13 protein-coding genes are annotated in these 13,731 nt (G+C 44.8%); all 13 read right to left on the bottom strand.

The window, feature by feature from the left end; all coding sequences use genetic code 11:
- Window positions 1-35 precede the first annotated feature (35 nt).
- The gene (locus RS891_RS11465) at window positions 36-350 is read right to left on the bottom strand and encodes a hypothetical protein (RefSeq protein ID WP_113052615.1); all 315 of its coding nucleotides are present in this window, start codon (window positions 348-350) and stop codon (window positions 36-38) included.
- Window positions 351-402: 52 nt separating this feature from the next.
- A complete protein-coding gene (locus RS891_RS11460) occupies window positions 403-1,812 on the bottom strand; it encodes a flagellar assembly protein A (protein ID WP_315795334.1) in 1,410 nt (469 codons plus the stop codon).
- A gap of 75 nt (window positions 1,813-1,887) precedes the next feature.
- On the bottom strand, window positions 1,888-2,676 hold the full coding sequence (locus RS891_RS11455) for a FliA/WhiG family RNA polymerase sigma factor (protein ID WP_072732409.1): 789 nt from the start codon (window positions 2,674-2,676) through the stop codon (window positions 1,888-1,890).
- Between the two features lie 15 nt (window positions 2,677-2,691).
- Window positions 2,692-3,135 (bottom strand): hypothetical protein, encoded by a 444-nt coding sequence (locus RS891_RS11450; protein ID WP_315795333.1) that lies wholly within the window; start codon window positions 3,133-3,135, stop codon window positions 2,692-2,694.
- Between the two features lie 3 nt (window positions 3,136-3,138).
- Entirely contained in the window at window positions 3,139-3,636 is a 498-nt protein-coding gene (locus RS891_RS11445; RefSeq protein ID WP_063566391.1) for a chemotaxis protein CheD, read from the bottom strand.
- Window positions 3,629-4,222, bottom strand: a complete 594-nt coding sequence (locus tag RS891_RS11440; RefSeq protein WP_113052864.1) for a chemotaxis protein CheC — start codon at window positions 4,220-4,222, stop codon at window positions 3,629-3,631. The genes RS891_RS11445 and RS891_RS11440 overlap by 8 nt, the downstream gene beginning before the upstream one ends.
- A 37-nt stretch (window positions 4,223-4,259) precedes the next feature.
- Window positions 4,260-4,721, bottom strand: coding sequence for a chemotaxis protein CheW (locus tag RS891_RS11435; protein WP_315795332.1), 462 nt, complete (start codon window positions 4,719-4,721; stop codon window positions 4,260-4,262).
- A gap of 42 nt (window positions 4,722-4,763) precedes the next feature.
- Window positions 4,764-6,839 (bottom strand): chemotaxis protein CheA, encoded by a 2,076-nt coding sequence (locus tag RS891_RS11430; protein ID WP_315795331.1) that lies wholly within the window; start codon window positions 6,837-6,839, stop codon window positions 4,764-4,766.
- 32 nt (window positions 6,840-6,871) lie between these two features.
- Window positions 6,872-8,308 carry a protein-glutamate methylesterase/protein-glutamine glutaminase gene (locus RS891_RS11425; protein ID WP_315795330.1) on the bottom strand — a complete coding sequence of 479 codons (1,437 nt, stop codon included), beginning with the start codon at window positions 8,306-8,308 and terminating at the stop codon, window positions 6,872-6,874.
- Between the two features lie 33 nt (window positions 8,309-8,341).
- Complete coding sequence (locus tag RS891_RS11420; RefSeq protein ID WP_315795329.1) at window positions 8,342-9,229, bottom strand: MinD/ParA family protein; 888 nt, start codon at window positions 9,227-9,229, stop codon at window positions 8,342-8,344.
- Window positions 9,226-10,581: a flagellar biosynthesis GTPase FlhF gene (flhF, locus tag RS891_RS11415; protein WP_315795328.1), complete on the bottom strand. Its 1,356-nt coding sequence runs from the start codon at window positions 10,579-10,581 to the stop codon at window positions 9,226-9,228. Before flhF ends, RS891_RS11420 begins: the two co-directional genes overlap by 4 nt.
- On the bottom strand, window positions 10,578-12,611 hold the full coding sequence (gene flhA / locus RS891_RS11410) for a flagellar biosynthesis protein FlhA (RefSeq protein ID WP_076289514.1): 2,034 nt from the start codon (window positions 12,609-12,611) through the stop codon (window positions 10,578-10,580). Before flhA ends, flhF begins: the two co-directional genes overlap by 4 nt.
- Window positions 12,612-12,636: 25 nt before the next feature.
- Complete coding sequence (flhB, locus tag RS891_RS11405; protein WP_113052622.1) at window positions 12,637-13,719, bottom strand: flagellar biosynthesis protein FlhB; 1,083 nt, start codon at window positions 13,717-13,719, stop codon at window positions 12,637-12,639.
- Window positions 13,720-13,731 lie beyond the last annotated feature (12 nt).

The raw sequence follows: 13,731 nt of genomic DNA, 5'->3' as shown, positions 1-13,731 counted from the left end.
GTGTTTAAGACTACATGTGAGTCACATGTCATCCATTACAACGACAGGTCAATATGTTTTCCTTTGTAGGGATGCTCAGCAGGTTTGACAGTTTCCAGCGCTGAAGTAACTTCAGATTCGTTGGAGCCGCTCTGCTGCTCTTTGTTTCTAGATTGACCATCGCGTACATCTGTGTGCGCTGTTTCATCCAGCGCCTCGCTTCGTTGCCTTGCTTCATTTGCTTCTTTGGCCGTTTGTTCCGCTAGCAGGTTCTGGTCAATGATCGGTCTCTGCTGGGCTTCATTCTGATAACGCCCCGCCTCACTTGTTCTAGGTACGGCAATCTGCAATTCAACCGCTTTGAAACTCATACGCTCACCTCACGGTATCGAATGGATTTCTTCATGTGCTTGAATGCTGTACTTAAACGAATGGAACCATCGTTATATCCCCATCATGATAATAAAAAGATATTCGACTTACCGGATCTTTAATAAATTTGGTGTATCTGCCGATAACTATTCTAGAGCCTCCATAAATCATCTTATGAATATCGACGCGAGCCCGACTTGTATCTTCAAGAACCTTCTCAATTTCAAAGATACGTGTTTTCGTCTCCTCGCTAAGACGAAGGGCAGATTTTTGAGTAGCACTTAGTTTGATTCGCATGGACATTCTATCCGGGGTCAGTTGGCCTGCAGCAGCTAACTGATCCAATAAAGTCAAAGCTTTTTTCGTTTTATCCAAAGCATCCATCTGCTCTTTGACTTCCTTACGCAAGTCACTCAACTCATTACGGAGCTTAGGCAATACCCCTACTTCAATGGAAGTCACAGTAGACATACTGTTGCCGACGACGCGTGCTGACACCTTTTCTCCAGCCTGGATCGACCCGCCAACGATAAGTCCTTTGGTACCTTCACAGATTACCGCATGACCTGCACGAATCGTGGAATGCATAATGCTTTGGGATACCATGACATTTTCAGCCGCATCGACATTGCCTTCTTGAATAAAGGTACATTTCACGTTATGTCCTGCTTGTATAAGCCCTTTGTTATAGCCAATAATACCGCCAGTAATTTCGACAGAGCCACCTGCTTCCAACTCCGCTCCTTCGACACCTCCGACGACACGTATATCCCCCGCCGCTCTTACTTTAAATCCGGTAAGCACATTGCCGCGGATGACAACTGTACCCACAAAATCGATGTTACCGATGTTATAATCCACATCGCCATTGATCTCGTACACCGGAAACACATTTAATTTATTGCCCTCTGTTTTGGTAACCAATCCATCCAGAGCGGCATACATTGCGGATCCATCAGGGTTAACCACAACATTTTTCCCCACTTTGAAGCGTGCTTCTTTCCCTGGACGAAACGGTATTTCTTCACCTGTTACAGCCCTTCCCATCATCCCATCCACAGGAGGAATTCGTTCGGCAATGATTTGACCTGTTCGAACATTGTTTAAGCGAGTCACTTCTTTGTAATCGACTGTTCCATTCTCTGCTTCCAAAGGTCGCCGTTCATTGGAATCGTCCATGCCCACCAGCACTTTAATAAAGCCATTCGTTCCAGGTACTGGTTTAATACCTTCGGCAATCTTGTATCGATCCTTCACGTACATCTCAGGATGACTCGCAAAAACAAGCAACGCTTCGCTCAGCACACCATACTTAATACCCTGACTCGCTATAAATTTTTCGAGCTCATCCGGTGTACAGGCAAAACCTTCTTCCTGTTTGGAAAATTCAAGGTAGGCCGTACTTTTATCATCTGATAAAACAATGCTCAAACACTGTTCCAAAACAGTCTGCTGTGTCAATGCATTTCTTCCCCCTTTTAGGCTTTCCACTCCCCAATATCCAATGTTAATGCTCTCTATTCATATATTACTATATTAATCTTTACGCATAAGCAAGTCTTTCTGTTTATCCAGTGTTCCACGTAACCGTAAAATGGCCTTTGAGTGCAGTTGTGAGATACGTGACGGAGAAAGAGACATTACTTCAGCAATCTCACTAAGAGAGAGATCTTCATAGTATAAAAGTGAAACAACCGTTCTCTCTTTGACCGTCAATTTTTCAAGCCCTTGCACTAAAGCTTCTTTTAAGTAGAATTCATTTACTTTGTAATCCGGGTTTTTTGCTTTTTCATCGACCATTAATGAAAGTCGAGTCTCGGACTCTTCTTCCCGTATTGGGTCTTCCAGAGAGCAAAGCGACATAACTGCAACTTCTTGAAGCATATGTTGAAAGTCTTTCGTAGACACGTCGAGATACTGGCTCATTTCTTCGTCACTAACAGAACGCAAGTATGTCTGCTCTAGCTGCTGGTAAGCATCTTCAATCCGCTTTGCTTTCTCCCGCACGGAACGAGGAACCCAATCTCCTTGACGCAAACCATCAAGAATTGCACCGCGCACTCGCCAGGATGCGTACGTCTCAAATTGAAGACCACGTTCATAGTCAAATTTCTCCAACGCATCAATCAATCCCATAACTCCATTGCTCTCCAGATCATCTTTCGGGACATTTTTGGGCAGACCAACAGCCAAACGCCCGGATACATAGTTTACAATATGAAGATACTTTTCGATCAAACTTTTCTTGGCTTCAAGATCGCCTTGTTCTTTCCACTTTTCCCACAAGTCAGCGTGGTTCAAATGTGAAGCTTTACGCTCGTTCAATTGCTTTCACCCTCCTTATTTGTCTGTCAGGTGACGAACGGCCTGCGCCAACTCCTCCGGATCTTTGGTCCGGACAAGTTTAGGCGGATCCAAAGGGGCAAATCCCGTTGGAGCTTGCGTCTCAGATGGTGGAAGGTTTTCCCCAGAGGAGGCGTTCTGTCCATGTTTGAGCAAGTCGTTCAGCTCTTGTCCATCGTCTTCGAGTTTAATGTCCACCTGTGAACCTCTTAGTTCTTGAGCGCCCGGTGAATCATAACCATACCCATTCCCCTCTACTGAAGGGTTCAGCAGCAATCCCAGTCCCCAGCGTAAACCATAAGCAAGGACAAACCAGGCTACAAAGCCGATCAACCCGCGTATTAAGCTGGTCATCAACACATTGCTGCTGTATGCTACAAAAAAAGTCAGAATAAATCCGACTATGCCTGCTCCAAGATTAATACGGTAGTTTCCTATCATGTCTTATAGTTCCTTTACACCCATTTGGACACTTCGAATAGTCAAAAGTCCAGTTTCACAGTCCATTTCAATCGTTCGTCCGTAATTCCCACCGGTATCTTCGGCAAGAAGTGGAATCCCAAGCTTTTCTAACCATTCCCGACAAGAATCCGCATTCCTCGGTCCGATACGCATCGTATCCCCTGCCCCCGCAAAGGCAAACATCTGAGACCCACCAGCCATTTTGGACACAATACGTGAACGAGATGCACCGAGTTGTATCATTCTTTGTAACAATTCCGGCAATGCCGTATCCGCATATTTGGCTTTGTTCAAAGTTCCTTCACGAGCAATCTCTGAAGTGGGGAGCATGACATGCGCCATTCCGGCAAGCTTCAAATGCGGATCATACATTGTTAATCCAACACAAGAGCCCAAGCCAGTCGTACGGATTACGCCGGGAAGATGAGCAATGTTCAAATCCGCCATACCGACTTTAACGACGCTTTTGTCCTCAATCATGATTCAGTGGCACCCCTAGAGATTCAAATATCTTAGCAAATGATGGCGGATCTGGAATCAGGAAAAATTGACCCTCTACCTGATCTTCGCCTTCAAAGAAAGAAGTGTCAATCAATAATGCATCGTCGCCCATTTCACCAAATTGCAACAAACCATAACTCAAAATGGCTCCTGCCATATCAATAGCAAGTCCAGGAACGGTCGGATACATAGATAATTTCGTGAAATCTGCCAAAGAAGAAAGGTATGACCCCGCCAAAATATTCCCGATTTCGGATAGAGCCGATTGTTCCATTTCTGTGAATGCAAGACCTTCCTTCAGATCAAAACCAGCAAGCCGGTTCAGCAGCATTTTAGCAGCCTCAGGTGCCATCATAAAGAACAGATTCCCTGGTGCTTCACCTTCAACACGAAGAAATACGGTAACAACAATACGTTCATCTCCGCCCACTTTTTCAGCAACTTCTTCAAAAGGAAGCATCTGTACTGTAGGTACACCCATGTCAATCGGTCTATTAAGAAGCTGAGACAACGCCGTTGCGGCGTTGCCTGCTCCAATGTTACCGACCTCTTTGAGCACATCCATTTGGAAACCCTCAAATCGGTTGAACAGTTCCACGGTGTTAGCCCTCAATACTTTCCAGCTGTACAACCTCGCTTTTATTTAATACTTCGTTAAGATTAAGCATAATCAACAATCGAGCATCCTCCAACTTGGCTACACCACGCAGGTATCTTGCTTTAACTCCACCAACCACTTCAGGCGGACTATCAATAGCATCACGCTTGATGTCAATAACATCATTGGCAGAGTCAACGATAAAGCCAACTTGCATGTCGTCTACACCTACAATGACAATACGTGTTTGATCAGTATATTCTGTTTCTCGCAAAGAAAAGCGACCACGTAGATCAATGACGGGAATAACGACACCGCGTAAGTTAATAACTCCTTTTACAAAAGAGAAAGTTTTCGGAACACGGGTAATAGGCATCATGCGCTCTATCGTCTGAACCTTGTCTACCTCAATACCATACTCTTCGGATCCTAATTTAAAGACAATGACTTTCAACTCTTCTTCCATGGAAAAAACCTCCCTATTAAATGTAAGACTTATCTTGTGTGCTTATTTAATAAATGCATTAGGGTCAAGAATCAGAGCTACTTGTCCATCTCCCAGAATCGTTGCACCAGAGATCCCTTCAATGGCAGGAAGATAAGTACCCATCGATTTAAGAACAATCTCACTCTGTCCAATAAATTCTTCAACGGCTACGGCTGCAAGACGCTCTCCTTTGCGAATGACCACGATTTCAGTTTCTTGTTCGTCCGCATCATTGAAATCAGGCACTCCAAAAACTTCGCTCAACGACAGGTACGGAATTAGAGACTCACGGAATGTGATCATTTTATTACCATGAATGTTGCGAACCTGTTCACGCTGTACAATGGCTGTCTCCACAATGGAAGACAAAGGAACGGCATATTTCTCGGATCCCAGTCGAACAAGCATCGCAGCGATAATGGACAGGGTCAATGGTAACTGAACAGAGAAGTTGGTCCCTTTACCCGGTGTCGAATGAATGGTTACATTACCACCAAGAGAAGTGATTTTGGATTTTACAACATCCAAACCTACTCCACGGCCGGAAATATCCGAAATTTTATCAGCGGTACTGAAGCCTGGTGCAAACAACAGCTGGTTCACTTCATCATCGCTCATCTTGGCACCTTGTTCTTCGGTAACAACTCCACGCTTGACTGCTGTTCTCAAAAGATTATCCCGGTAAATGCCTTTACCATCATCTTCAATCTCAATAAATACATGATTCCCGCTGTGGAAGGCCCGAAGGTTAACTGTTCCCAATTCGGGTTTACCTGCTGCTACACGCTCTGCGATCGATTCAACACCATGGTCAACTGCGTTACGCAGCAAATGCACCAGCGGATCGCCGATCTCATCGATTACCGTCCGATCAAGTTCCGTTTCGGCACCCGTAATGACCAGATCGATTTTTTTGTCGAGTGTTTTGGCAAGGTCACGAATCATACGCGGGAAACGGTTGAATACCGTGTCTACAGGAACCATCCGCAATTTCAGTACAATATTTTGCAAATCTGTACTGACTCTGCTCAGATGAGCTACCGTATCCGATAAGTCATTATTACCCGTCTCACTGGCCAACTGCTCCAGGCGTGAACGGTCAATCAATAACTCACTGAACAAGTTCATCAGTACATCCAGACGTTCTATATCCACACGGATGGTACGTGAAGGTGCAGCAGCTTGTTTAGGTGCAGCTGTTTTGGTAACTACCGGCTTCTTTGGTTCTTCTTTCGATGAAGAACTCGGTTCCGGGGGTGCATCTACTGGAGCAGGAACAGGTGCAGCTTCCACTTCAGCTGTTGCCGCTGCCTGATTGGTCATTTGCTGAAGAGTCTCTTGATCCAGCTGAATGACCTTGGCACTCTCAATTTCAGAGATGCTCATAATGCCTTTTTCAAGTTCCTGCGCCTCTTTGGTCGTTATGTAATACAACGAAAAACTGCGCTCAAACTTCTCTTGCTCAATATCCTGAACGGTTGGGAACGATTTAACAATTTCACCCGAGCGTTCTAACATATCGAAGACCATATATGCACGTACGCCCTTCAGCTGGCTCTGCTCGCTGACAAGAACTTCAATATAGAGCACACGGTGACCTTCAGCTATGGACTGATCCAATACAGAGTACTGGAATTCGTCCAGTTCAACCGCACTTGGTGTTACTGTACTTGATGATTGATTTACTTCGGTTACTGGAGCAGTACCTCCTGTCCATTCACCACTCTCAATTGCTTGGAGAGAAGCTACGATTGAGGAGACATCTGCTTTCCCCTCTCCACCACCGGTAATATCCTGAACCATATTCTCCAAAGCATCCAAACTCTTGAACAGGGTATCAAAAATGAAATCCTGCATTTTCAACTTTTCGTTACGCACCAGATCCAGCACATTTTCCATTTTGTGCGTCAATGATGCCAAATCCTCAAAACCCATTGTAGCAGCCATACCCTTCAACGTATGAGCAGAGCGGAATATGACTTGAACAATTCCCAGATCCTCCGGACTGCCTTCGAGTTGAAGCATATTTTCGTTAAGGGACTGCAGATGATCATTAGACTCATCAATAAACATAGATAAATATTGATTCATGTCCATTGTGAGGCACCTCCTCCATGAGTTAACTCCGTTTATTTCACAGCTTGAACAAGTTTAGGCGCAATCTCCTGCAATGGTAGAAGATGACGCACGCATTTCAGCTCTACAGCAGAACGCGGCATACCATAAACAACACAAGTTTCTTCATTCTCTGCAAAGGTTGATGTGACACCCGCCTCATACAATTTTTTCATCATACGAGCACCATCACTGCCCATCCCTGTCAGCAAAACCAAATGTCGTTGCAATGACGTGTACGGCAGCAGCGACTCAAACATCGTATCTACTGAAGGACGGTGTCCATTGACTGGTTCTTCCTCTGTCAGCTTTACGGTGAACCTTCCATCAGCAGTTTTGTTGACTTTGACATGAAAGCCGCCAGGAGCAATATAGGCCGTCCCTTTTCGTAGAACCATGCCTTCCTTAGCTTCAACCACATGCAGTTCACTGAACGTATTCAATCGCTGGGCAAGGGATCGAGTAAAGTTAGGGGGCATATGCTGTACAATAATAACTGGAGCAGGTAAATCACCTGGCAGTTGCTCCAGCAAAGTCTTGAGGGCTCTCGGTCCACCAGTTGAACAACCAATAGCCACAAGTTTGTTAAATGATCCTTCCGGTCCTGCTCCCTTATGAGAAGGAATTACCTTCGCACTATCTTTGGATGGTTCAGCTGAAGCTGCAGCAGTTTCCTGTTCTGCCAATCGAGATACATTGGACAAACGGTTTTCCTTGGGAGATTGCGTTGGCTTATTTGGCTTTGCTAATTTGTCATTGCTGGCATTCGAAGCTCGATTTGAATCTCGCAAAGGCTCCAGCTTTTTGTCCAGGCGTCCTGTATTCTGCTTCGTCAGTGGAATAGTGGGATGCTTCGGTTTTGCTCGTAAGGATTCAGTTTGTCCACTGCCAAGTCGTGTTCCTGGCTGGGCAGGTTCTATCGTTTTCTTCAAAAGACCTTTACGATCTGGTAAAGAAGGATCAACTTGAACTCGCTGTGACTGTTGCAGCAGTTTGCTCTGTGCTTCATCCTGTTTCTTCATGGATGCTTCACGATCGGCTTTTCGCTTGATTTCATCCATAGCTGCTCGCATCCGCTCAACCAGTGCTTTACCTACTTGGGCAATATCCTGATCATGCACAATGGATGGCTTACGAATGAAGTCAAACGCACCGGCTTCGAGCGCCATGATGGTCTCTTTCATGCCTTGTTCATTGATACCCGAAAGCATAATCACCGGGACGAAAGATTGCTTCATGATCGATTTTAATGCATCCAACCCATTCATTTCAGGCATCTCAACGTCCATTGTGATAACATCGGGCTTCAAATCTTTTGCTTTTTGAATAGCTTCCTTACCATTTGATGCTGTTGCCGTAACCTTAAACTCCGAATCTGCTTCAATTAAGTCTGAAACAATTTTACGCATAAAAGCGGAATCATCGACAACCAATACTTGATACACCGCCATGTTGTTTCCACCCCTGTTTCCTTTATTCAGAAATCATGTTGTTCTCTTTAGCCACTTTTTCATAAATCCTCTGATTCCTGTCAAGGTTTCGGATCCCGGACCAGCAGGTGCAGCCAAATAGTGATGTGCGAGTTTCAATATATCCCTGGAAGCTTTTGCATTTGGATATGCTAAACTGTACGGCACTTGCCTTTTAACAGCCTTTACAACCTGGGCATCTTCAGAAATATATCCAAGCAACGGGATATCGATCTGTAAAAATCTCTTTGCCACTCCAGCTATTTTATCCGCCACCCGTTCCGCCTCTTGCTGGTCTTCAACCCGGTTAACGATCATCCGAAAGGGTGTGGCATTTTCCTGGCCATGCATCACTTTAACTAATGCGTAAGCATCGGTTATTGAAGTCGGTTCAGGTGTGGTGATGATCAGGCATTCATCGGCTGCACCGATAAATTTCATGTTTTCTCTGGAAAGTCCTGCCCCGGTATCAAAAATGACATAGTCCATCTCCTGTGCAATCTCTTCAACTTGTCCAGCAAAAAACTCCAGATCTCGATCTGACAATGAGAACAATTCTTTCATCCCCGAACCTCCGGCGATATAAGGCAACCCGCTTGCACCAAGCTGTATGATTTCCTGTATGGATTTCTGTCGGTATAATAGATGGTACAAATTATAGGGAGATGAAGTCCCCATTAGGACATCGATATTAGCCATCCCTATATCTGCATCAAACACCAATACCTTTTGCCCCATTGCCTGTAAGCTCAGTGCAAAATTAAGTGTGAAGTTGGATTTACCAACCCCTCCTTTTCCACTGGCAACGGTTATGATTTTGGAGGAGCGTGAATCACGATCTCTTCCCTCCACTCCGTTAGGCATGGAGACCATACTTCTGAGTGAGGCTGCCTGGTCCTTCATCGTACAAGCTCTCCTAACAATTGTTTGGTCAGAGAATCCGCATCAGGTTTGAGTAGATCATCAGGCACATTTTGTCCGTTCGCCACATAAGCGAGTTTAAGTGGAAAACGATGCAGCAGGTTAAACATCGGTCCGCAGCTACCGGTCTCATCCATCTTCGTAAAAATGACCTTATCCAGCCCATATTTGCTGAAATGCTCCGTTATTTGAACCATATCAGCACTTTTGGAAGTCATGCTCAACACCAAAAAAGTTTCACTATTTTCCACAGGCGCCAGTAAGCTTTGCAGTTCTGAAACAAGCAGCTCATTTCTGTAGTTTCTTCCGGCTGTATCCATGAAGATCAGATCACATCCCTCAAGACGGGAGATCGCGCGTTGTGTATCACCCGGGGATTGTACGACCTCAAGCGGGACATTTAAAATAGATGCGTATGTTCTAAGTTGTTCTACCGCTGAGATACGATAGGTATCGGAAGTAATGAACCCTACTTTTCGCTGTTTGTTGAACATCTGTTCAGCCGCCAGCTTGGCAATGGTCGTTGTTTTACCAACACCAGTTGGCCCAGCTACATATACAATGCGTGTGGTTGGCAAAATGCCCACGTCGATACGCTTCTCCAAAAAATGTGATATTTCCAATTGAACCGCTTGTACTGCTTCTACTTCATTTAAAGTTTTTTCGGAGAGCTTCGTCTGAACAGTCTCAAACCAAGATTCCCATACTTCTGGCCAAATGTCTTGCTCCATCAACCTTTCTCGAAGAGCATGAAACTCCTCTGGTAACGGATCTGCCGAAGCTCCTTGCTTTGACAACTTGGTCATCATCAGTTTGAGCTCCTGTAATTCAGACATTAGTTGGCCCTGCTGCGGATTGTTCGCCTGCTCCTGCTGCCCACTGGCGGATGTTAAACCCGAAAAATCCGCCCCTTGCGGTCGCGGTTTATGCTCGATACTCAAAGAAGATCTGCCGTTGCTCATGTCTGAACCGAGTTTGCTCGATTCAGACACAGCTGTGGCATCCGTCGTTTTCTCTTGCACATTTTTTTCAGCAATACTCGCGGCTGATTCGTCAGAAGCAACGACAAACGAACGAGCCGTTTGTCGATATGCTTCAGGTACAAATGCGCGAGGTACGGGTGGAAATTGATTTTGCACTTGATTTGTAGCCTGTTTTTTTTCTTCCTTATCTACAGCTGCTACAACTTCGATCCTTTTCTTACGGAACATCCCCAGCACCCCTCCCACCTTTATTTCCTTGGTGGACAGAATGACGGCATCACTTCCCAGGTCTTTGCGAATTTGAAGCATAGCTTCGGGCATGGTTTCAACGACGTATTGTTTTACTCTCATAAGTTCACCACCCCGACACTTTGGATTTCAACATTCGGCTCCAACTCACTATAGGAAAGCACTGGTATATCCTGCATCGTACGTTCAATCACCTGGCGCAGATACATACGAATGGTTGGAGAAGTTAATACAACTGGCTGCTGGCCTGACTGGATCAATCGATTGACTTGTTCAGTCAACTTTTGATATACACTTTGTGTTGAAGCCGGATCCAATGCAAGATAACTGCCTTGATCGGATTGCTGCACACTCTCGGCAATCTTCTTCTCCAGACCAGGTCCAACCGTGATAACTCTAAGCGTCTCTCCTTTTTGGGAGAATTGCTGGGTAATCTGACGAGAAAGAGATTGTCTAACATATTCTGTAAGTACATCCGGGTCTTTGGTGTACGTTCCGTAGTCCGCCAGTGTCTCGAAAATTGTAACCATATCACGAATGGAAACTTTCTCACGCAACAACTTGGCGAGCACTTTCTGTACATCTCCGATGGACAGTACGGATGGGATAAGTTCATCCACCAGCGCAGCATAATTCTCTCTGAGATTATCCACGAGTGCTTTCGTTTCTTGTCTGCCAAGTAACTCATGCGCATGTTTCTTAATCAATTCAGTCAGATGTGTAGCTACAACTGAAGGAGGATCTACAACCGTATATCCTGCAAGTTCAGCTCTGTCTTTGGTTACTTCATCAATCCATAACGCTGGAAGACCAAAAGCTGGTTCTGTCGTTTCGATTCCTGTAACAGATTCTTCTTCATAACCCGGACTCATGGCCAGATAATGATTCAACAACAGTTCTCCGCCGCCAACAACATTACCCTTAATTTTGATGACATATTCATTCGGTCTTAATTGGATATTATCCCGAATCCTAATAACCGGAACAACTAACCCCAGTTCAAGAGCACATTGCCTACGAATCATAATAATCCGATCCAATAAGTCTCCACCCTGCTGATTGTCAGCCAGAGGAATCAAACCGTAACCAAATTCAAACTCAATTGGGTCAACCTGAAGAAGGTTGATTACACTCTCCGGACTTCTAACTTCTTCAATCTGCTGCTCCTCTTCCATTTGCTCCTCTGCCTCTTGCTTCTGATTCAGATTATTCTGCATCCTCCATCCGGCAAAAGCCAGCAAACCTGCAAGCGGCAACGTTGTAATAACATGAATTGGTGTGAAAAAACCGAGCATTGCTATTACAAAAGCTACAATATAAAGGAGCGTCGGGTATGTAAACAATTGTCCCGTAATGTCATCGGCCAAATTCCCTTCCGATGATGCTCTTGTTACGATAAGACCTGCTGCTGTAGATATCAGGAGTGCAGGAATCTGGCTTACCAGTCCATCCCCGATTGTTAACACAGAATAGGTAGACAGCGATTCTGCAAAATCGAGACCATGAACCGTCATTCCGATGATAAATCCACCAATGAGATTAATCAGGAGAATAATGATACTCGCTATAGCGTCTCCTTTTACAAATTTACTCGCTCCATCCATGGCCCCATAGAAGTCAGCTTCGCGTTCAATTTTGGAACGACGTTCACGTGCTTGCTGCTCGTTGATCAGACCAGCATTCAAATCTGCGTCGATACTCATCTGTTTACCAGGCATCGCATCGAGGGTAAATCGTGCTGCGACTTCAGCTACACGCTCCGATCCCTTCGTAATAACGATAAATTGAACAACGACGAGAATCAGAAACACAATGAATCCAATTGCAATCTGTCCACCAGCTATCCAGCTACCAAAGGTAGCAACTACCGAACCTGCGTCTCCTTCTCCCAGAATCAGTTTCGTTGTCGATATATTGAGTGCTAATCGAAACAACGTCGTGATTAGCAACAATGCAGGAAAGATAGAAAATTGCAGTGCCTCTTTGCTGTTCATTGCAACAAGCAGTATCATCAGTGCAATTGAGATATTGATGACAAGCAACATGTCCAACAACCAGGTTGGGATCGGGAGAATCATCATCAACACGATGCCGATGATACCCGCAAGGACAGCTATATCTTTTGTTTTCAATGAATGTACGGCCTCCGATCCCTTGTTATTTCGTTCTGCCCTTTAATTTATATACATAAGCCAGCACTTCGGCTACCGCTTGAAACAAATCAGCCGGTATGGCGTCACCAATCTCGGCTCTCTGGAACAATGCCCGTGCCAGCGGCTTGTTTTCCATAGTAATGACACCGTGCTCCTTGGCAATTTCCTTAATACGCAAGGCGACGTAATCCTGACCTTTGGCTATTATCTGCGGCGCTTCCATCTCCGAGCCTTCATACTTAAGCGCAACGGCAAAGTGAGTCGGGTTGGTGATAATTACATCCGCTTTGGGAACTTCCTGCATCATGCGCTGAACAGCCATACGACGCTGACGCTCCCTGATTTTCCCCTTGATCAGTGGGTCACCTTCCATTTTTTTGTATTCGTCCTTGATATCTTGCTTGGACATACGTATGTTCTTCTCATAATCGTACTTCTGATACATGTAATCGAATACTGCAAGTACCAGAAGCGCTACGGCAATTTTAATTCCTAAGCTTAAGGTAATCGAAGCAGCAAAATGAAGAATCGCATCCAGTGAAAAATGTGACAGTGAAGCAATGTCTGATTGGTAACTTGTGATTGTACTGTAAACAAGAAAACCGATAATTGACATTTTCAGAATCGATTTAGCGAATTCCACCAAAGAACGTAGAGAAAAAATATTTTTGAACCCTTTTATCGGATCCAACTTCTCAAGTTTTGGCTTCAAACCTTCCCCTACAAGAAGAAAACCAACCTGCATGTAATTAACGATTAACGCAACAAGCACCGCACCTAGCAAAGCAGGAGCAAGCAACAGCATTACCTCGATACCATATCTCATCATCAGAGCGACAACATTCTCCCCAGTGATCTCCATATTCAGTCGATTTATGAAGATGTCCGTAAACAGGCGAACTATTCGTTCTTTATAAAAGTTACTGAACATCATCATAATCAAAAACGTGAATAAGAGAATGGATGCGCCGGACAGCTCCATACTTTTGACAACCTGTCCTTTTTTTCGCGTATCCTGTCTTTTTTTCGGGGTAGCCTTCTCTGTTTTTTCCCCCGCAAACATCTGGAGGTCGAGTTGATATTTCATTCGAATCTTGTC

This window comes from Paenibacillus sp. BIC5C1 (genome assembly GCF_032399705.1).
Classification (GTDB): domain Bacteria; phylum Bacillota; class Bacilli; order Paenibacillales; family Paenibacillaceae; genus Paenibacillus; species Paenibacillus taichungensis_A.
The sequence above is the reverse complement of the archived record's forward strand: the minus strand, read 5'-3'. Positions and strand labels throughout refer to the sequence as shown.